The following is a 19,304-nucleotide window of genomic DNA, read 5'->3' as shown; positions in this document are numbered from 1 at the left end:
TAAGTGACATTGATTACAAGAGAGTTGCTCTCCAAATTTTCTGCGCTTCAATTCGCGCTGATTTCAGAATTCTTTGAAATTTTTCCAAGTGCGGGCCAAGATTTCATGCGTGATGTCCCGAAAAATGGTGAATTCGCTGGGACGGAAAGGCTGTTATTGACCCAAGATGGGATACATTGGATTTTTACTGAAGGTGCTGTTCTTTCTCAGGGGCGAGCTCGAAGGCATCGATCAATCCTGGCCCATATCTTGTCGATGCAGGCATTTATAGTTGATCACGCCTCCACCGCCCCCGCCTTGCCGTCCTCGACCACGAAGCGCTTCAGCGTCGAGACGGTTGCATCGCGGTCGCGGCGGTCTGAGATGCCTTGCAGGCGCGTGTCCATCCGGCCCGGTGTCAGCGTCACCGAGACATAGCCGCGGGTTTCGCCTTCGGCGTAGTGCACGTGTGGATTGAGCGCCATGGTCTGTTGCAGCTCGGCGTTGCGCTGGCCGTCGGAAGTGATCGAGGTGCCGACGAATTCGGTGGCCAGCGTCGGCGAGTCGGGGTTGGCCGGATCGGCCTTCAGATCGGTGACCCAGTACGAATGGATGTCGCCGCCCCAGAACACCGGGTTGCGCAGTCGGGTCCTGGTAATTGCATCGAGCATGCGGGTGCGCGTGGCCGGGTAGCCGTCCCAGCCGTCGGTCCAGTGCCCGAGCACGCCGTCGCGGCCGTGCTGGTTCATCGGTGCCACCAATAGATCCTGCGCAATCACGTTCCAGCGCGCGGCCGACTGCGCGAAGGCGCCATGCAGCCAGCGCTCCTGTTCCCAGCCGAGCATGCTGCGGCGTGGGTCGGTGCGTTCGTGGCAACTGTCATCCACCACATGCCCGCCGCGCCAGCCGTTGGCCTGCGGGCAGGGTTGTTCGCTGCGGTACTGGCGCCCATCGAGCACGTAGAAACGCGCCAGCTGGCCGTAGTCCAGCGAGCGGTAGATGCGCATGTCGGCGCCATGTGGGCGACTGCGTGCGCGCAGCGGGAAGTGTTCGTAGAAGGCACGGTAGGCGGCCGCACGCCGGGCCAGGAAGGTGTCGACCGGAATCGACGGGTCCTGCGACCAGCGGTTGGCGTAATCGTTCTGCACCTTGTGGTCGTCCCAGGTCGCCACGCAGGCGCTGCCGGCGTGCAGCGCCTGCAGGTCGGGGTCGGTGCGGTACAGCGCATAGCGGTTGCGGTAGCCGGCCAGATCCAGGCACTCGCCGCTGCCATGCGGGCGCACGATCTTGTTCGCTGCCTCGCCGTGGTTGCTGTATTCGTAGATGTAATCGCCGAGGAAGAACACCAGGTCCGGCTGTTCGGCGGCCAGGTGGCGGTAGGCGCTGAAATAGCCCAGCTCCCAGTGCGAGCAGGACACAAAGCCCAGCCGTGCGGCATCCGGCAACTGGTGCGGTGCCGGCAAGGTGCGCGCGCTGCCGATAGGGCTGCGCGCGCCCAGCGCCTGGAAGCCGTACCAGTACGGGCGATCGGCGGCCAGGCCGGCGACCTCCACATGCACCGCATGGCCCCAGGCCGGGCTGGCAACGGTCTGACCCTGGCGCACGATGTGGCGCATGCCCGGGTCGCTGGCCACCTGCCAGCGCACCTGCACCGGGGCGGTCAGCCCGCCGCGTCCATCCGGCTCCAGCGGGCGCGGTGCTAGCCGGGTCCAGATGACAAAGCCATCGGCCAGCGGGTCGCCCGCGGCCACGCCCAGGGTGAACGGGTCCGGGCTGCCGTTGGCACGTGCGAACGGGCTGAGCAGTCCGGCGGCCGCCAGCCCGGCACCGGCAACGAGAAGACGGCGGCGGCCGTGATCCACGGTGGCAGCTGCGTTGCCGGGACCGGGCAGGGGCGATGCGGAAGACGGGTCGATCAAAGACATGGGCATACAGGCGATCTGGCGAACGCGACCATAGTGCGACGGGCGCATGTCCGTTCAATGGCAGCGGCAGTGGTGTCGCTGTCGGCGCAGGCTTGCCTGTGTCATCGACTGCCGATGGCGGATACGGGTATGCCACCGCGGCGGGTGACCCTGCCCACAGCGATGTCCATACGCCGGTGCAGCGGCGGCTGTCGTGGGTGGCAGGTCTTGCGGCACCGCAGGCCTGGACGTTGTGCTGGGCAAGTTCACGTACGTCGGCTTGCGGCCCACGCGCTCACGCGCCACGCATCGCCAACCTGCGCGGCACGCACCTGCACGCCAGCCAGCTGCGATAATCGCGGCATGAACGATGCCGCACTTCCCCCCGATGTAGCCGCTGCGCTGGCCAACGGCCTGCAGGCCCAATCCCTGGATGCGGCCTTTGCCGCGCCGTTGCTGCGCTATCTGACGCTGCTGGTGCGTTGGAACAAGACCTACAACCTCACTGCCGTACGCGACCCGCGCGAGATGGTCACCCGCCATCTGCTCGATTCGCTGGCCATGCAGCCCTACATCGCCAGCGGCACCCTGGCCGATCTGGGCACCGGCCCCGGCCTGCCCGGCATCCCGCTGGCGATCACCCGCCCGCAGCTGCAGGTGACCCTGGTGGAAAGCAACGGCAAGAAGGCCCGCTTCATGCGCGAGGCGCTGCGCCAGCTGGCGCTGGGCAACGCACGCGTGGCCGAATCGCGCGCCGAAGCGCTGGACGAGCCGGCCGCCTACGACCATCTCACCGCGCGGGCGCTGGATACGCTGGCCGGCATCATTGACGTCGGTGGCCACCTGCTGCGCCCGGGCGGCAGCCTGCTGGCGATGAAGGGCGTCTACCCGCACGACGAGATCGCCGCACTGCCCGCTGGCTGGACGGTGGGCGAGGTGCATCCGCTGCAGGTGCCGGGCCTGGACGGCGAGCGGCATCTGGTGGTGGTGCGCAAGGCAGGCTGAAGCGGCCGGCCTGTCCGGTCGCGCGCATTCACTCCGCAAGCCGCGACCCGCAATCCCCGCGCTGGGACTTCCGGCCCATGGCAGCTGCCGCCCGGGCTGCCATGATCGAACGTTCGATCCGAACGCAGGCCGCCCGCACGTGACATCTCCTCTCGCCGCCGCACTTTCGCTCGCCCTGCTGGGCGCAAGCTTCGCCGCCACCTCGGCGCAGGCCGCCGCACCGGCACCAGCGGCGCCCGCCACGCTGACCGCCGAGCGCCCCGCCGATGCGCGCTTCCGCGCCATCTACGAAAAAGAGTGGAACTGGCGCCAGGCCGAGACCGGCCAGGCCGACGAAGACAGCGACACCACCGGCGACAACACCCATCTGCCCGATGTCGGCCCGGCCGCGCAGCAGGCGCGCCTGGCGGTATGGGACGGCGTGCTCAAGCAGCTCGACGGCATCGACCCGAAACAGCTCTCGCCCGCCAACCAGGTCAACTACGCCATCTACCGCCCGCAGGTGGAAAACCTCGCCGCCGAGGTGCGCCTGCGCCTGTACGAGATGCCGTTCAATTCGGACAGCTCGTTCTGGTCCAACCTCGGCTTCATGGCGCAGCGGCCGATGAAGACCGCTGCCGAGTACCGCGCCTACATCGCGCGCCTCAACGATGTGCCGCGCTACTTCGAGCAGCAGACCGCCAACATGCGCGCCGGCCTGGCGCGCGGGTTCAGCGTGCCGCGCGCGGTGCTGGATGGCCGCGACGTTTCCATCGCCACCGTGGCCGATGTCAAGGATCCCACCGCGTCCAGCTTCTACGCGCCGTTCAAGCAGCTGCCGGCGCAGATCCCCGCCGCCGAACAGGCGCAGTTGCGCGAACAGGCCAAGGCCGCGCTGAGCAATGCAGTGCTGCCGGCCTACAGCAAGCTGCTGAGCTTTTTCCGCGACGAGTACATGCCCAAGGCGCGCACCACGCTGGCGGCCGAAGCGCTGCCCGACGGCAAGGCGTTCTATCGCCAGCAGATCCGCGAATACACCACGCTGGACCTGACGCCGGAGCAGATCCACACGATCGGCCTGGACGAGGTGGCGCGCATCCAGGCGCAGATGGACGCGATCATCAAGCAGGTCGGTTTCAAGGGCAGTTTCGCGCAGTTCCTGACCTTCCTGCGCACCGACCCGCAGTTCTATGCCAAGACCCCGCAGGAACTGCTCGATCGCGCTGCGTGGATCTCCAAGCGGGTGGACGGGCAGGTCGGCAGGTTCATCGGCACGCTGCCGCGCGGGCGCTTCACCATCAAGCCGGTGCCGGACGATATCGCCCCGTTCTGGACCGCCGGCCGCGGCGGCGCCACCACCTACTGGGTCAACACCTACAACCTGCCGTCGCGGCCGTTGTACAACCTGCCGGCGCTGACCCTGCACGAGTCCTCGCCCGGGCATTCGCTGCAGGGCTCGCTGGCGCTGGAGCAGGGCGACCAGCCGGCGTTCCGCCGCGAAAACTATATCTCCGCCTACGGCGAAGGCTGGGCGCTGTACACCGAAAAGCTCGGCCAGGAGATGGGCATCTACGAGACCCCGTACGAGGAATTCGGCCGGCTCACCTACGAAATGTGGCGTGCCTGCCGGTTGGTGATTGACACCGGCGTGCACCACGACGGCTGGAGCCGCGAGCAGGCGCTGGCCTACCTGCGCGAGCGCACCGCGCTGAGCGAGCACGAGGTCACCACCGAGGTGGACCGCTACATCTCCTGGCCCGGCCAGGCGCTGAGCTACAAGCTGGGCGAGATCAGCATCGTCAAGCTGCGCGCAGAGGCCGAACAGGAGCTGGGCGACCGCTTCGACATCAAGGCCTTCCACGACGCGGTGCTGAAGCAGGGCTCGGTGACCTTGCCGGTGCTGGAGCAGCAGGTGCGCGCGTTTATCGCCGAGAGCAAGGCGCGCCCGGCAACGTCCAAGCCCAGCGCCGCCGCGCCCTGACCCCGGCCAACGGTCCGCTCCACGTAGGAGCGGACCCGGCCGCGACGCCGTCCCCGTCCCCGGTGCCGTCCTGGCCTCGATCCCAGTTCCAGGTAATCGTCGGCAGCTTCTCGCCTTCCCGGGCGCTGTCTGCGATCAACCAGCATGTAGGCGAAGTGCCATCGCGCTGACCAGGACGGCGTCGCGGCCAGGTCCGTTCCTACGACCGCCCGTGTTGCTGCGTCGCGCCCGCCTGTTGCGTCTGATGGCGCCGCCGCGCCCTGACCCTGGCCACCGGTCCGCTCCACGTAGGAGCGGACCCGGCCGCGACGCCGTCCCCGGCGCCGTCATGGCCTCGATCCCAGATCCAGGTAATCGTCGGCAGCTTCTCGCCCTCCCGGGCGCTGTCTGCAATCAACCAGCATGTAGGCGGAGTGCCATCGCGCTGACCAGGACGGCGTCGCGGCCAGGTCCGCTCCTACGACCGCCCGTGTTGCTGCGTCGCGCCCGCCTGTTGCGCCTGATGGCGCTGGCCAAACGGTCCGCTCCACGTAGGAGCGGACCCGGCCGCGACGCCGTCCCGACCCCGGCGCCGCCATGGCTTCGATCCCAGTTCCAGGTAATCGTCGGCAGCTTCTCGCCCTCCCGGGTGCTGTCTGCGACCAACCAGCATGTAGGCGAAGTGCCATCGCGCTGACCAGGACGGCGTCGCGGCCAGGTCCGCTCCTGCGATGCTGCGCGGCAGGCATGCGATTGTGTAACTGCCCTGGCCCCGATAGGCTGCGCCCATGCTGCTGCGTCGCGCCCGCCTGTTGCACCCCTTGCTGCGCCTGATGGCGCTGGCGGTGCTGGCCATGGGCGTGCTGGTCGCACCGGTGGCCTGCGCGCTGGGCGATGTGCATGCGCTGGCGCACCACCAGATGCATCTGGAAGACACCGCGCCGCACGGCCATGATGGCGCCGACGAAGGCGATGCCGGCGAGCGCGATGGGGCCGGCCTGATGCACGCCCTGATGCATAGCGGCTACTGCCACGGCCAGAATCCGGCCGTCTTGCCGGCGCTGGCCTGGCTGCCGTTGTCCACGCACACGCAGGCCCAGCCCGTGGCCGTGCTCGCGTACTACCGCTCGCACCTGAGCGAGACCGGATTGCGTCCCCCGATCGCGGCCTGATGCATCGCCGGCGGCTGCCGGCCTGTCCATCGATCCCGATTCCGGAGACACCCTCATGTGGTTGCGACTGACGGCACTTGCCGTCTTCGCGGTCGTGCCGTGCGCCATGGCGCAGGACGTACCGCCCAAGCCCGTGCTGACCCTGGACGACGCCATCGCGCGCGTTGCTCGGCAGCACCCCGACCTGCGCCTGGCCGATGGTCAGCGCGCGGTCCTCACCGCCGACGCCGAGCGCGACGCGCTGCGTCCGCCGTTGCGCATCGGCGCCGAACTGGAAAATGTGTTCGGCAGCGGCCCGACCCGCGCGCTGGACCAAGCCGAACTCACCGTCACCCTGGCCGGCGTGCTGGAACGGGGCGGCAAGCTGGACGCGCGCCGCACCCTGGCCCAGGCACGCATCGACGCGCTGGCCCCGCAGCGGGCGCTGGTGCGGCTGGACGTGCTGGCCGAAGTCGCCCGGCGCTATCTGGCCATCGGCATGGCCGCGCAACGGCATGCGGCCGCCTTGGAAATCCTGGCCCAGCGCCAACGCACCGTCAGTGCCGCGCGCCAGCGTCTGCAGGCCGGCGCATCGCCCGAATCGGTGCTGCTGACCGCCCAGGCCCTACAGGCGCGCGCGGAACTGGAGCGCGATCGCGCGCAGCAGGAACTGCTGGCCGCGCGCCGCCAGCTGGCGGTGTTGTGGGGGCAGCGCACGCCGGACTTCGGCGATGTCACCGGCGACCCATTGCAGCTGCCGGCGGTTCCCGAGTTCGAGGTGCTGGCGCAGCTGCTCGATGCCACCCCCGAACTGGCGCGCTTGAACGGTGAGCAGCGCGTGCGCGAGGCGCGGGTGCGGCTGGCACGCAGCCAGGCGCGCCCGGACCTGGACTGGCAGGTGGGCGTGCGCCGGCTCGAAGCCAACGACGCCACCGCACTGCTGGGCAGCGTTTCGCTGGCGCTGGGCAGCGCCGCCCGTGCGCAACCGGAGATCCGCGCCGCCGAAGCGGAGCTGTCGTTGCTGGAGATCGAACGCCAATCGCAGGCACTGGCGCTCTACGCCACGCTGGCCGACGCGCATGGCCGCTACCGCGCCGCGCAGCTGGAAGTGGCGCGCATGCGCAGCGATGTGCTGCCCGCACTTGCGCGCGCCGATGCCGCCGCCGAGCGCGCGTACCGCGCCGGCGCCACCAGTTATCTGGACTGGGCGCAGCTGCAGGCACAGCGCAGCGATGCACGCCAGCAGCAACTGGCCGCCGCATTGGAAGCGCAGACCGCATTGATCGAGATCCAGCGCCTGACCGGGCAGCCGTTCGTGGCCGACAGCACTGCGCAGGTGGGGCCATGAGCGCTACCTCCGCTGCGCGTTTTCGCCCTGCCTGCCTGCATCCGCGTGGATCTGCTGCGCCGGTATCGGCCTCGACGCTTGCAACCGCATCGGCATCCAGCAGTCGCCAAGCGCTGCGCGCGCCTACCGCGCGTACTGCGCATCCAAGGCATCCAGCGCACACCATCTTCGTTCGTTCGCCCGACGCACAGCGTCGGCGCCAACCAGGATTTTCTTCGATGACACGTTTTCTGCTCGCACCGCTGTTGCTGGCGCTGCTGCTGGGTGGCTGCGGCCGCAGCGGCGAACAATCGCATGACCACGCAACGCCCGGTGCCGAGGGCGACGCCGACGCACATGGCGAGGAAGCCGAAAAAGGCGCGCACGGCGGGCGCCTGCTCGAACAGGGCGGCGACAGCGTGGAGCTGGCGATTGCCGAAGACGGCACACCGCCGACGTATCGTGCCTGGCTGTACCGCGACGGCAAGCCGTTGCCACCCAGCGCCGGCAGTGTCGAAGTGCGTTTGACCCGGCTTGGCGGCGTCAACGAAGTGCATCGACTGCGCGCACGCGACGATGGCAGCCTGTTGGCAGACAGCACGGTCGGCGAGCCGCATTCGTTCGATGTGGAAGTACGCGCCACCGTGCAGGGCAAGTCGCATCGTTGGGCCTATCCCAGCTATGAAGGGCGCACCACCATCGCGGCGAAAATCGCGCAGGACGCCGGCATCCGGGTCGCGCCGGTCGGTCCCGGCAGCATCGCCGACCAGCACGAAGTGCAAGGCCTGCTGACGCCGGCAGAAGGTGCGCAGGCGCAGGCCACCGCCCGCTTCCCCGGGCCGGTGCGCAGCCTGCGCGTCAACGTCGGCGACCAGGTGCGCGCCGGCCAGGTGCTGGCCACGGTGGAGAGCAACCTGAGCCTGACCACGTATTCGGTCAGCGCGCCGATCAGCGGCACCGTGCTCGCCCGCAACGCCAGCCTGGGCAGCAACGCCAGCGAAGGCCAGGCGTTGTTCGAGATTGCCGACCTGTCGAGCCTGTGGGTGGATCTGCACATCTTCGGCGCCGATGCCGGGCACATCACCGCCGGCGCACCGGTGACGGTGACGCGCATCAGCGATGGCGTGGTGGCGCAGACCACATTGGAGCGCGTGTTGCCGGGCACGGCCACCGCGAGTCAGAGCACGGTGGCGCGCGCGGTGTTGCGCAACGACGACGGCTTGTGGCGGCCAGGCTCGGCGGTGAAGGCGCGGGTGACGGTGGCGCAGCAGCCGGCGGCAATGGTGGTGCCGGTGGGGGCCTTGCAGCAGTTCCGCGACTGGGAGGTGGTGTTCGTGCGGGTGGGGGATGTGTACGAGGTGCGGCCGGTGAAGTTGGGCGCGCGTGATGCGCAGCAGGTGCAGGTGGTGTCGGGTCTGACCGCGGGTGACGCGGTGGTGGTGGTGCAGAGTTATCTGGTGAAGGCCGATATCGAGAAGTCGGGGGCATCGCATGATCATTGACCGCTGCGCTTCCGGTTTGCGTCTGCCTCGACCGCAAGCGCGTGCTTGCGCACAGTTCATCCATTCTTCGGTGAAACGTTTTTTACGTCGTCCACGCACTCACGGCGCAGGCGATCACGCCAGCAACAGCGTGAGAATCTGCGCTGCGAAAGTCGGATGCGTCGGGGGCGATCGCGATAGCGGCGAAGGTCGGGATCCTCTCTGTGGTGCTGCTGTCGGCCGACGGCAGCACGCTGCGATTGCACAGGCGTCGTGCGTGTGTACGCACGCGTTGATCGACGTGGCTGCGCACGCCGTTGCGCCGAGTGTGCGCGGAGGTGCGCGTCATGCTCACTAACATCATTCGGTTCGCGATCGCGCAGCGGTGGTTGATGCTGGCGTTGACGGCGGTGTTGATTGCGATCGGGGCGTGGAGTTTTTCGCGCCTGCCGATCGATGCCACGCCGGACATCACCAATGTGCAGGTGCAGGTCAACACGGCCGCGCCGGGGTACTCGCCGCTGGAGTCGGAGCAGCGGGTGACGTTTCCGCTGGAGACGGTGCTGGCGGGCTTGCCGGGGCTGGAATCCACACGCTCGTTGTCGCGCTACGGCTTGTCGCAGGTGACGGCGGTCTTTGCCGATGGCACGGACCTGTATTTTGCGCGGCAGCAGGTTGCCGAGCGGCTGCAGCAGGTCAAGTCGCAGCTGCCGGCCGAGTTGGAGCCGCAGCTGGGGCCGATCGCGACCGGGCTTGGCGAGATCTTCATGTACACGGTCGAAGCCAAAGCGAATGCGCGCAAGCCCGATGGCAGTGCGTGGACAGCCACCGATCTGCGCACCCTGCAGGACTGGGTAGTGCGCCCGCAGTTGCGCAATGTGCCCGGCGTCACCGAGGTCAATACCATCGGCGGCTATGCGCGGCAGATCCACATCACCCCGGACCCGGCACGCCTGGTCGCCCTGGGTTTCACGCTGGACGATGTGGCGCGCGCGGTGGAGGCGAACAACCGCAACATCGGTGCCGGCTATATCGAACGTAACGGCCAGCAGTTCCTGGTGCGGGTGCCGGGGCAGGTGGACGATATCGCGCAGATCGGGGCGATCGTGCTGGATCGGCGCCAAGGCGTGCCGATCCGGGTGCGCGATGTGGCGCAGGTCGGCGAGGGGCGCGAGTTGCGCACCGGTGCGGCCACCCAGGACGGCACCGAAGTGGTGCTCGGCACGGTGTTCATGCTGGTCGGCGCCAATAGCCGCACCGTGGCGCAGGCCGCCGCGCAGCGCCTGGAAGTGGCCAATGCCAGTTTGCCGGCCGGCGTGCAGGCGGTGCCGGTCTACGACCGCACCGCGCTGGTGGACCGCACCATCGTCACCGTCGCCAAGAACCTGATCGAAGGCGCGTTGCTGGTGATCGTGGTGCTGTTCCTGCTGCTGGGCAATGTGCGTGCGGCCCTGATCACAGCGGCGGTGATTCCGCTGGCGATGTTGTTCACCCTCACTGGCATGGTGCGCGGTGGCGTGTCCGGCAACCTGATGAGTCTGGGTGCGCTGGATTTCGGCTTGATCGTCGATGGCGCGGTGATCATCGTGGAGAACTGCCTGCGCCGCTTCGGCCAGGCGCAATTGCGCCTGGGGCGGGTGCTCGAGCGCGACGAGCGTTTCGAACTGACTGCCGAAGCCACGGCAGAGGTGATCCGGCCCAGCCTGTTCGGCCTGGGCATCATCACGGCGGTGTATCTGCCGGTGTTCGCACTCACCGGCATCGAAGGCAAGATGTTCCATCCGATGGCGATCACTGTTGTGCTGGCGCTGAGCGGTGCGATGTTGCTGTCGCTCACTTTTGTCCCCGCAGCGATCGCCTTGTTGCTCGGCGGCAAGGTGGCCGAGCAAGAGAACCGCGCGATGCGCTGGGCGCGCGGCGTGTATGCGCCCTTGCTGGATCGCGCGCTGCATCACGGCCGTTGGGTCGGTCTCGGCGCGGTGGTGGCGGTGGCGCTGTGCGCGGTATTGGCCACGCGCCTGGGCAGCGAGTTCATCCCGAACCTGGACGAAGGCGACATCGCGCTGCACGCCTTGCGCATTCCCGGCACCAGCCTGGAACAGGCCATCACCATGCAGTCCACGCTGGAAAAACGCATCAAGCAGTTTCCGGAGGTGGCGCATGTGTTCGGCAAGCTCGGGACTGCCGAAGTGGCGACCGATCCGATGCCGCCGTCGGTGGCCGATACGTTCTTGATCATGCATCCGCGCGCGCGGTGGCCGAACCCGCGCAAACCCAAAGCGCAGTTGGTGGCCGAGATCGAGGAAGCGGTGAAGCAGCTGCCCGGCAACAACTACGAGTTCACCCAGCCGATCCAGATGCGCATGAACGAGCTGATTTCCGGCGTGCGTGCGGATGTGGCGATCAAGGTCTACGGCGACGACCTGGACACGTTGGTCAAGCTGGGGCAGCGCGTCCAGGAAGTCGCCAGCACGGTGCCGGGTGCGGCCGACGTGAGCCTGGAGCAGGCCACCGGCTTGCCGATGCTGGCGGTGGTGCCCGATCGCGCCGCGCTGGCCGGTTATGGCCTCAATCCCGGCGTGGTGCAGGACACGGTGTCGGCGGCGGTGGGTGGGCAGGCGGCCGGGCAGTTGTTCGAAGGCGACCGCCGGTTCGACATCGTGGTGCGCCTGCCCGAAGGCCTGCGACAGGACCCGACCGCATTGGCCGATCTGCCGATCCCGCTGCGTGGCGATGGCGAGCGCGCCGATGTCGACGAGTCCAGCCGCGCGGCCGGCTGGCGCAGTGGCGAACCGACCACGGTGCCGCTGCGCGAGGTCGCAAAGGTACAAACCGTGCTCGGGCCCAACCAGATCAATCGCGAAGACGGCAAGCGCCGCATTGTGATCACCGCCAATGTGCGCGACCGCGACCTGGGCGGGTTCGTCGCCGAGGTGCAGCAGCGTGTGCAGGCCGAGGTCGTGCTGCCCACCGGTTACTGGATCGGCTACGGCGGCACCTTCGAGCAACTGATCTCCGCCGGCCAGCGCCTGGCCTGGGTGGTGCCGGGCACCTTGCTGCTGATCTTCGCGCTGCTGTACTGGTCGTTCGGTTCGCTGCGCGATGCGCTGGTGGTGTTCAGCGGCGTGCCGCTGGCGCTGACCGGCGGCGTGGTGGCGCTGGCGCTGCGCGGCCTGGCGTTGTCGATCTCCGCCGGTGTCGGCTTTATCGCGCTGTCGGGGGTGGCGGTGCTCAACGGCCTGGTGATGATCGCCTTCGTGCGCAGCCTGCGGGCCGAGGGCATGTCGCTGGAGCAGGCCTTGCGCGAAGGCGCGCTGAGCCGCCTGCGCCCGGTGTTGATGACGGCGTTGGTGGCCGCACTGGGCTTTGTGCCGATGGCCTTCAATGTCGGCGCCGGGGCCGAGGTGCAGCGCCCGCTGGCCACGGTGGTGATCGGCGGTATTGTTTCGTCGACCTTGCTGACCCTGCTGGTGCTGCCGGTGCTGTATCGCTGGCTGCACCGCGAGCGGGCGGGGAGTGCGGGCTAAGTGCTTGCGGCGCATAGGAAAGCCGTGCATAATGCGCGGCTCGCTGTGCCCGGATCGCTCCGGATGGCGGTACCCAGCGCGATGGGGTTGCCGGCTTGTTCCCAGCGTAAGTACTTGATTCCCAACGTTGCGTGGCAGCTTGACGCTGTCGGGGCCGCCGCTCCCCAGGCTATGGGTGGCAATTCATTTATCGAGGTGCGTAATGTCCCGCGTATGCCAAGTGTCCGGCAAGCGTGTGCAGACGGGTAACAACGTCTCCCACGCAAACAACAGAACCCGTCGTCGCTTCCTGCCCAACCTGCATGAGCGCCGCTTCTGGGTCGCCAGCGAGAACCGTTGGGTGAAGCTCCGTGTCTCCGCGCATGCATTGCGCACCATCGACAAGAACGGGATTGATGCCGTTCTGAAAGAGCTGCGTGCGCGCGGCGAAAAGGTCTGAGGAGTAAGCAGTCATGGCAAAAGGCAAGCGTGACAAGATTCGTATGATTTCCTCGGCCGCTACCGGCCACTTCTACACCACGGACAAGAACAAGAAGAACACTCCGGGGAAGATGGAAATGATGAAATACGACCCGGTCGTGCGTAAGCACGTGATGTACAAGGAAGGCAAGATCAAGTAATCCACCGATTACCCGATCTGCATCCAAGCAAACACCCGCCGCAAGGCGGGTGTTTGCGTTTGGGGAGTGTTGCGGGGGGTGATCGCAACAATGGTCGGCGTGCACTCCCCTTTCCCTTCGGGAGAGGGGTAGGGGTGGGTACGGGGCGAAGCCACTCGCAGTGGTTGGAGTACCAGAGGCTTCGCACGCACACTCACCCGCCCCTGCGGGGCACCTTCTCCCGATGGGAGAAGGGAGCGAGACGTCGTTCTTCCGATTGCACGCACCGTTAGTCGCTGGCAGTTCGAGGCGAAGCAGCCGGCGTTTCACTTCTGAAGGCGCGTGGCGACGCGTTTGACATCGCAGACGGTGACCGTTCTCCGAGGCGCCCCTCATCCGCCGCGGCGGGGCAGCTTCTCCGGCAGATAAGAAAGAGTTACAGCCCCCGCGCACGCAATTGCGCATCCAGGCGTGGATACACCCGGCGCGCATTGCCTTCGAATACCTTGCGCTTGTCGGCGTCGGAAATCGCCAAGGCATCGATGTAGCGCTTGGTGTCGTCGAAATACTGGCCGGTCTGCGGGTCGATGCCGCGCACCGCGCCGACCATCTCCGAGCCGAACAAGATGTTGTCGATGTCGATGACCTCGAACAGCAGATCGATGCCGGGCTGGTGATACACGCAGGTGTCGAAGAACACATTGCGCATCACATGCGTGGACAGCGGTGGCTTGCCGAGCATGTCGGCCAGGCCGCGAAAGCGGCCCCAGTGATACGGCACCGCGCCGCCGCCGTGCGGGATGATGAAGCGCAAGTCCGGGAAATCAGCGAACAGATCGCCTTGGAGAAACTGCATGAACGCGGTGGTATCGGCATTGAGATAATGCGCGCCGGTGGCGTGGAAGTTGGCGTTGCAGCTGCCCGACACATGCACCATCGCGGGCACGTCGAGCTCGACCATCTTTTCGAAGAACGGATACCAGGCGCGATCGGTCAATGGCACGCCGTTCCAGTGCCCGCCGGACGGGTCGGGATTGAGATTGCAGCCAACAAACCCGAGTTCGCTGACGCAACGTTCCAGCTCGGCGATCGACTGGGCGATCGGCACGCCCGGCGACTGCGGCAACTGACACACGCCGATGAAGGTCTGCGGATACAGCTGCACCACGCGCGCGATCAGGTCGTTGCAGTGGCGCGTCCACACCTGACTGACTGCTTCGTCGCCGATATGGTGCGCCATGGTGCTGGCGCGTGGCGAGAAAATTGTCATGTCGGCACCGCGCTCGCGCAACAGGCGCAGCTGATGCTGTTCGATGCTTTCGCGCAATGCGTCGTCGGAAATATGCGGATACACCGGCGCGGGCAAACTCGGGTCGTCGTACTGCGCGATCTGCGCCTTGCGGAAAGCATCGTGCGCCGCGGGCGCGGTGGTGTAGTGGCCGTGGCAGTCGATGATCATGGGAATGCTCATTAAGGTGCGCAGAGCGCGCTGCGCATCCGACCGAAAGATGTGCAGTGCGCATGTGGGCGGACATCTGGATTCAGATGCATGGATTGGGCAGCCATGCAGCTGCGCGTATGCATTGCCATCGGTGTGCAGTTGTCGGCGAAGCAACGCATCGCACCCGAGCGAACCGGAATGCCGCGCTGATATCCGGCCAGTGGCCCAAAAAGCCAGTTGCGTTGCTCGAGTGGGTGGAAAACGCGCGGCGCGCGGACGGTAGTAGCAGATGCGTAGACTGCAGGATGCAGCAAACCACGCGTCGACGACCCGGGTTCAGGCCAGCGTGATGCCGACTGCCGCATCGTATGCTGGCGGCCGTACTCAAGCAAACAGCTCACCATCGAACAACTTGCGTGCGGTACGTAGCACTGCAGCGCGCACCACCTTACCGTGCGCATCCAGCGTAATGACGCAACTGCTCGCGCCGCTGGGATGCTCGACCTCCAGCTGCTGGGTGGTGCCGCCAGGCAGCTGCGCCAGGGCATGCGCGGGCGAGCCGGGCAGCAGGCAGGCAGTGGCCACGGTGACGGCGCCGAGCACGCCGATCGAGGCGTGGCAGCGGTGCGGAATGAACGAGCGCACGCTGATCGCGCCGCCATGGCGCGGGGCGGCGACCAGCATCATCTTGGGCACGGTGGCGTCGGCAACATCGCCCAGCTGCATCAACGGGCCGGCCTGCAAGCGAAGCGATTCCAGGCGGGTTTTCAGTGCTTCATCTGCATCGAGGGTGTTGCGGTCTTCGTAACCGCTGATGCCCAGATCGCTGGCGCGCAGCACCACGCAGGGCATGCCGTTGTCGATCAGCGTGACCTCCACGCCATCCAGGATATCGACGCTATTGCCGGTGGGCAGCAACGCACCACAGGAAGAGCCGGCGATGTCGGCAAATGCCAGCGCAATCGGCGCAGCGGTGCCGGGCACGCCGTCGATGCGGGCGTCGCCGTCGTAGCGCACCTGGCCACCGGGCGTCTGCACGCTGGCGGTGGCCAGCGTGCCGGTGTTGCGCATGAAGATGCGCACCTCGGTTTCGCCATCGCGTGCCGGCAACAAGCCCCGCTCCAACGCGAAGGGGGCAACGCCGGCCAGCATGTTGCCGCAGTTCTGCGCGTCGCTGACCTGTGCCTGGTCCACCGACACCTGCAGGAACAGATAGTCCACGTCGGCATCGGCGCGTGCCGAGCGCGACACGATCGCGACCTTGGAGGTCAGCGGGTCGGCGCCGCCCATGCCGTCGATCTGGCTGACATCCGGCGAGCCGTAGGCGCGCAGCAGGAAGGCATCGCGTGCGGCGCGTTCGCCCGGCAACTCGTCGGCCAGGAAAAAGCCGCCCTTGGAGGTACCGCCGCGCATCCACATCGCGCGGACGTGCTCAGACATAGCGCAGGCCCTTGGCCGCCAGCCGCTCGCGCATGGCGTAGATGTCCAGGCCCAGTTCGCCACGTGCCAGGCGCTCGCGTTTGCGCAGTTCGCGCGCTTCGCGTGCCTGCGCTTCGGCCAGCACCGCGGCGGCGCTGGCGCGCGGCACCACGCACACGCCATCGTCGTCGGCCACCACCACATCGCCCGGCTGCACCAGTGCGTCGGCGCAGACCAGCGGCACATTGACCGACCCCAGCGTCTCCTTGATGGTGCCCTGCGCGCAGATGGCGCGGCTCCAGGCCGGGAACTGCATCGCCGTGAGGTCGCGCACATCGCGTACCCCGGCATCGATGATCAGCCCGCGGCAGCCGCGCGCCTGCGCCGAGGTGGCGAGCAGGTCGCCGAAATAGCCATCGCAGCAGGCGCTGGTGGGGGCGACCACCAGCACATCGCCGGGATGCAGTTGCTCGATGGCCACATGCATCATCCAGTTGTCGCCGGGCGGGATCGACACGGTGACGGCGGTGCCGGCGATGCGGCAGCCGGCATAGATCGGGCGCAGGCGATGGTGCAGCAGGCCGCTGCGCCCCTGCGCCTCGTGCACGGTGGCCACGCCGGCCTGCGCAAGCCCATCGACGACGGCCAACGGGGCGCGCGCGATCCGGGTGACGACCTGGCTCATCCATCCATCCTCGTTAGGCGTGTACCGAGTCTGTGCGGCGAGTGCCTGCTGGCTCAAGATTCATTTGAGGTATGCATATTGGTTTTGCTTATAGTTAGAGCATGCCGCCGACTCCCGAGCCGAACCTTCGCCATCTCTACGCCCTGGTGGTGGTGCACCGGTTGGGCAGCATCAGCGCGGCGGCGCCGCAGGTGAACCTGTCGCAACCGGCATTGACCCAGGCGGTCGCGCGGCTGGAACAGCAGCTCGGCGTGCGCCTGTTCGAACGGCATCCGGGCGGCATGGTCGCCACCGAGGCCACGCAGTTGCTGGTGCCGCGCATCGCGCGGGCGTTGGAGCAACTGGGTCGCGGCATCCGGGTGGCGCGGCGGGCGTTGCGGCTGCCGGCCCGGCCCGGCCTGGAGCGACGGGTCTCGCTGGGGCAGCTGCAGGCGCTGGTCGCGGTGGATGTGGCCGGGAGTTATTCGCTGGCGGCGGCGCGCGCCGGGGTCTCGCAACCGGCGATCTACCGCGCGGTGCAGTCGCTGGCCGATGTGATCGAGGTACCGCTGACGGTGCGCCGCGGCAAGACCATGCAGGCCACGCCAGCGGCCACGCGGCTGCTGCGGCAGGTGCGCCTGGCGCTGGCCGAATTGCGTGCCGGCCTGGACGAAGTGAGCGCGTTGCGCTCGCAGCACGCCGGCCGGATCGCACTGGGGGTGATGCCGCTGGCGCGGGCGATCCTGCTGCCGCAGGTACTGGCGCGGTTTGCGCGCGCGCATCCCGGTGCCAGCGTCAACGTGGTCGAAGGCCCGTATGACGAATTGCTGGCGCATCTGCGCGAGGGCGGGCTGGACCTGCTGATCGGTGCGCTGCGCGAGCCGTTGCCGGTGCGCGATGTGCTGCAGGAGCCATTGTTCGACGACGAGCCGGTGATCGTGGCGCGCAGCGGGCATCCGCTGGCCGGGCGCGCCTACGCGTTCGCGCAGTTGCTGGACTATCCCTGGGTGATCGCCACCATCGGCACGCCGGTGCGCGCACGCTGGGAGCAGATGTTTCGCGATCAGCGGATCGAGCCACCGGCGCTGCGCATCGAATGCGGCGCGGAGCTGACCATCCGCGGGCTGCTGCTGGAAGGCGACTGGCTCACGCTGATGTCGCGCGACCAGTTCCTGTTCGAGCGCCGCGCCGGCTTGCTGTGCGAGGTCGGCCGCGCCGGGCCGCAGCTGCGCCGCCAGATCGGCATGACGCTGCGCAGCGACTGGCATCCCACCCGCGCGCAGTCCGCATTCGTGCAAACGCTGCGGCAGGTCTGTGCCGAGCGCGTGCAGCCGGCCGATGCGCAGGGCGGGCCGTTTCGCTATTGCGCGCCGATCGACGCGCCCGCCCCGTTGCGTTCACGCACCGGGCGGTCAGAATCGGAGCCTTCTTGAGAACGGATCGCTGATGCTGCCTGACTGGTTGCAAGGGACCTGGCTGTTGGCACTGGACTGGGCGATTCGCCTGGCCGCGCTGTTGTGGATTCCGGCCCGCACCACGCCGGGTGCGGCACGCAGCTGGTTGCTGCTGATCGGCTTCGTGCCGGTAGTCGGCCTGCCGCTGTATCTGCTGTTCGGGCATCCGTGGCTATCGCGGGTGCGGGTGGAACGCCAGGCCACTGCCTCGCAGGTGATCCGCGAGCAGCAACTGCCGCTGCATGCCTTGCGCTGGACCCCGCAGGCGGACACCAGCAGCGCCGAGGTGGTGCCACTGATCGAACGCCAGGGCGATTTCATGCCCACGCTGGGCAATGCGGTGGACTTGCTGGACGACTACACGCAGTCGCTGCAGGCCTTGATCACCGCGATCGACATGGCGGAAAAGCGCGTGCATCTGCTGTATTACCTGATGTTCGACGATGCGGTGGGCGACGCTGTGGTCGCCGCGCTGCTGCGCGCCAGTGCGCGCGGCGTGCGCTGCCGCGTGCTGCTGGATGCGGTGGGCGCCAAGCGCGGTCTGCGCCATTACCGCAAGCAGCTGCAGGCTGGCGGGGTGGAGGTGCTGGCGGTGTTGCCCGGTGGCCTGCGCTGGCGCCGCAGCGGGCGCATGGATCTGCGCAACCACCGCAAGATTGCGGTGATCGACAATCAGGTGGGCTTTGTCGGCTCGCAGAACCTGGCCGAGGCCGGGTTCATCGATGGGGTGCCCAATCGCGAGCTGGTGGCGCGCGTGCGCGGGCCGGTGGTCAATCATCTGGAAGCGGTGTTCGCCAGCGACTGGTTCACCGAAACCGGGCAGCGCCTGGACGTATGGCCGGACGCGCCGGTGTGCGAGGCCAACATCGCCACGCAGCTGCTGCCCAGCGGGCCGGCGTATCCGTTCGAGAATGCGCGCGATGCGATCAACGCGGTGATCCATCTGGCGCGGCGCAAGGTGGTGCTGGTGACACCGTATTTCGTCCCCGACGAAGCCTTGCTCAGTGCCTTGCGCATTGCCGCGGTGTCGGGCGTGGATGTGCAGCTGATCCTGTCGGAGAGCAACAACCAGATCCTGGCGGCCTGGGCGCAGGAGGCGTATTTCGAGGAGCTGCTGCGTTGCGGGGTCAAGATCGCGCTGTATCGCCCGCACTTCCTGCATGCCAAGCACCTGAGCATGGACGAGGACATCGCGCTGGTCGGCTCGATCAACCTGGACATCCGCTCGTTCGCGCTCAATGCCGAGATCGGCATGCTCTGCTACGACCAGGGCGTGGTGCAGCGGCTGCGTGCGATCGAGCAGGATTACCTGGCCAACGCACGCCAGCTGGAGCTGGAGCAGTGGCGCACGCGCCCGGCCTGGCGCCGCAGCCGCGAGGGCATTGCGCGGCTGGCCGATGCGTTGATGTAGTGC

15 protein-coding genes are annotated in these 19,304 nt (G+C 67.7%); 10 read left to right on the top strand and 5 right to left on the bottom strand.

All coding sequences use genetic code 11. The features are described 5' to 3' along the window. Positions 1-275: 275 nt before the first annotated feature. Entirely contained in the window at positions 276-1,904 is a 1,629-nt protein-coding gene (locus tag AC06DU_RS20125) for an alkaline phosphatase D family protein (RefSeq protein ID WP_478204460.1), read from the bottom strand. Between the two features lie 342 nt (positions 1,905-2,246). On the opposite strand from AC06DU_RS20125, the gene rsmG reads away from it, so the two are divergent. The 5 genes from rsmG (at position 2,247) to AC06DU_RS20100 (ending at position 8,807) form a co-directional block, all read left to right on the top strand. Continuing rightward, positions 2,247-2,888 carry a 16S rRNA (guanine(527)-N(7))-methyltransferase RsmG gene (gene rsmG / locus AC06DU_RS20120; RefSeq protein ID WP_016901826.1) on the top strand — a complete coding sequence of 214 codons (642 nt, stop codon included), beginning with the start codon at positions 2,247-2,249 and terminating at the stop codon, positions 2,886-2,888. A gap of 139 nt (positions 2,889-3,027) precedes the next feature. Then, positions 3,028-4,848: a DUF885 domain-containing protein gene (locus AC06DU_RS20115; protein ID WP_478203080.1), complete on the top strand. Its 1,821-nt coding sequence runs from the start codon at positions 3,028-3,030 to the stop codon at positions 4,846-4,848. A 767-nt stretch (positions 4,849-5,615) separates the two neighbouring features. Then, positions 5,616-5,999: a hypothetical protein gene (locus tag AC06DU_RS20110; RefSeq protein WP_184627898.1), complete on the top strand. Its 384-nt coding sequence runs from the start codon at positions 5,616-5,618 to the stop codon at positions 5,997-5,999. A 55-nt stretch (positions 6,000-6,054) separates the two neighbouring features. Beyond that, positions 6,055-7,326 carry a TolC family protein gene (locus AC06DU_RS20105; RefSeq protein ID WP_478203079.1) on the top strand — a complete coding sequence of 424 codons (1,272 nt, stop codon included), beginning with the start codon at positions 6,055-6,057 and terminating at the stop codon, positions 7,324-7,326. Positions 7,327-7,544: 218 nt separating this feature from the next. Next, entirely contained in the window at positions 7,545-8,807 is a 1,263-nt protein-coding gene (locus AC06DU_RS20100; RefSeq protein WP_478203078.1) for an efflux RND transporter periplasmic adaptor subunit, read from the top strand. 82 nt (positions 8,808-8,889) lie between these two features. Here the strand turns inward: AC06DU_RS20100 and AC06DU_RS20095 are convergent, their stop codons facing one another. Continuing rightward, positions 8,890-9,135 (bottom strand): hypothetical protein, encoded by a 246-nt coding sequence (locus AC06DU_RS20095; protein WP_478203077.1) that lies wholly within the window; start codon positions 9,133-9,135, stop codon positions 8,890-8,892. Between AC06DU_RS20095 and AC06DU_RS20090 the strand changes: the two genes are divergently transcribed. The 3 genes from AC06DU_RS20090 to rpmG all read left to right on the top strand — a co-directional run bounded on the left by AC06DU_RS20090 (position 9,134) and on the right by rpmG (position 12,933). Next, positions 9,134-12,313 (top strand): efflux RND transporter permease subunit, encoded by a 3,180-nt coding sequence (locus AC06DU_RS20090; RefSeq protein WP_104575783.1) that lies wholly within the window; start codon positions 9,134-9,136, stop codon positions 12,311-12,313. The two genes, AC06DU_RS20095 and AC06DU_RS20090, sit on opposite strands and share 2 nt — an antisense overlap. Positions 12,314-12,515: 202 nt before the next feature. Further along, positions 12,516-12,752, top strand: a complete 237-nt coding sequence (gene rpmB, locus AC06DU_RS20085) for a 50S ribosomal protein L28 (RefSeq protein WP_002809459.1) — start codon at positions 12,516-12,518, stop codon at positions 12,750-12,752. A 13-nt stretch (positions 12,753-12,765) separates the two neighbouring features. Then, the gene (gene rpmG / locus AC06DU_RS20080) at positions 12,766-12,933 is read left to right on the top strand and encodes a 50S ribosomal protein L33 (protein WP_002809462.1); all 168 of its coding nucleotides are present in this window, start codon (positions 12,766-12,768) and stop codon (positions 12,931-12,933) included. A 415-nt stretch (positions 12,934-13,348) separates the two neighbouring features. Here the strand turns inward: rpmG and AC06DU_RS20075 are convergent, their stop codons facing one another. The 3 genes from AC06DU_RS20075 to AC06DU_RS20065 all read right to left on the bottom strand — a co-directional run bounded on the left by AC06DU_RS20075 (position 13,349) and on the right by AC06DU_RS20065 (position 16,457). Further along, positions 13,349-14,371 (bottom strand): amidohydrolase family protein, encoded by a 1,023-nt coding sequence (locus tag AC06DU_RS20075; RefSeq protein ID WP_054591837.1) that lies wholly within the window; start codon positions 14,369-14,371, stop codon positions 13,349-13,351. A gap of 366 nt (positions 14,372-14,737) precedes the next feature. Then, complete coding sequence (locus AC06DU_RS20070) at positions 14,738-15,793, bottom strand: 4-oxalomesaconate tautomerase (RefSeq protein WP_104575781.1); 1,056 nt, start codon at positions 15,791-15,793, stop codon at positions 14,738-14,740. After that, positions 15,786-16,457: a 4-carboxy-4-hydroxy-2-oxoadipate aldolase/oxaloacetate decarboxylase gene (locus AC06DU_RS20065; protein WP_104575780.1), complete on the bottom strand. Its 672-nt coding sequence runs from the start codon at positions 16,455-16,457 to the stop codon at positions 15,786-15,788. Before AC06DU_RS20065 ends, AC06DU_RS20070 begins: the two co-directional genes overlap by 8 nt. A 101-nt stretch (positions 16,458-16,558) precedes the next feature. Between AC06DU_RS20065 and AC06DU_RS20060 the strand changes: the two genes are divergently transcribed. Further along, positions 16,559-17,869, top strand: coding sequence for a LysR family transcriptional regulator (locus AC06DU_RS20060; protein ID WP_104575778.1), 1,311 nt, complete (start codon positions 16,559-16,561; stop codon positions 17,867-17,869). A gap of 13 nt (positions 17,870-17,882) precedes the next feature. Then, positions 17,883-19,301, top strand: coding sequence for a cardiolipin synthase (cls, locus tag AC06DU_RS20055; RefSeq protein WP_047127774.1), 1,419 nt, complete (start codon positions 17,883-17,885; stop codon positions 19,299-19,301). Positions 19,302-19,304 lie beyond the last annotated feature (3 nt).

Source organism: Xanthomonas sp. NCPPB 3200, from assembly GCF_056393585.1.
Note: the sequence above shows the minus strand (reverse complement) of the source record. Positions and strands in the feature narration are given on the sequence as shown.

Bases quoted from the DNA above. Each gene is read 5' to 3' on its own strand.
- AC06DU_RS20125 (WP_478204460.1), bottom strand. From the start codon at position 1,904: ATGTCTTTGATCGACCCGTCTTCCGCATCGCCCCTGCCCGGTCCCGGC.
- rsmG (WP_016901826.1), top strand. From the start codon at position 2,247: ATGAACGATGCCGCACTTCCCCCCGATGTAGCCGCTGCGCTGGCCAAC.
- AC06DU_RS20110 (WP_184627898.1), top strand. From the start codon at position 5,616: ATGCTGCTGCGTCGCGCCCGCCTGTTGCACCCCTTGCTGCGCCTGATG.
- AC06DU_RS20105 (WP_478203079.1), top strand. From the start codon at position 6,055: ATGTGGTTGCGACTGACGGCACTTGCCGTCTTCGCGGTCGTGCCGTGC.
- AC06DU_RS20100 (WP_478203078.1), top strand. From the start codon at position 7,545: ATGACACGTTTTCTGCTCGCACCGCTGTTGCTGGCGCTGCTGCTGGGT.
- AC06DU_RS20090 (WP_104575783.1), top strand. From the start codon at position 9,134: ATGCTCACTAACATCATTCGGTTCGCGATCGCGCAGCGGTGGTTGATG.
- AC06DU_RS20095 (WP_478203077.1), bottom strand. From the start codon at position 9,135: ATGACGCGCACCTCCGCGCACACTCGGCGCAACGGCGTGCGCAGCCAC.
- rpmB (WP_002809459.1), top strand. From the start codon at position 12,516: ATGTCCCGCGTATGCCAAGTGTCCGGCAAGCGTGTGCAGACGGGTAAC.
- rpmG (WP_002809462.1), top strand. From the start codon at position 12,766: ATGGCAAAAGGCAAGCGTGACAAGATTCGTATGATTTCCTCGGCCGCT.
- AC06DU_RS20075 (WP_054591837.1), bottom strand. From the start codon at position 14,371: ATGATCATCGACTGCCACGGCCACTACACCACCGCGCCCGCGGCGCAC.
- AC06DU_RS20070 (WP_104575781.1), bottom strand. From the start codon at position 15,793: ATGTCTGAGCACGTCCGCGCGATGTGGATGCGCGGCGGTACCTCCAAG.
- AC06DU_RS20065 (WP_104575780.1), bottom strand. From the start codon at position 16,457: ATGAGCCAGGTCGTCACCCGGATCGCGCGCGCCCCGTTGGCCGTCGTC.
- AC06DU_RS20060 (WP_104575778.1), top strand. From the start codon at position 16,559: ATGCCGCCGACTCCCGAGCCGAACCTTCGCCATCTCTACGCCCTGGTG.
- cls (WP_047127774.1), top strand. From the start codon at position 17,883: ATGCTGCCTGACTGGTTGCAAGGGACCTGGCTGTTGGCACTGGACTGG.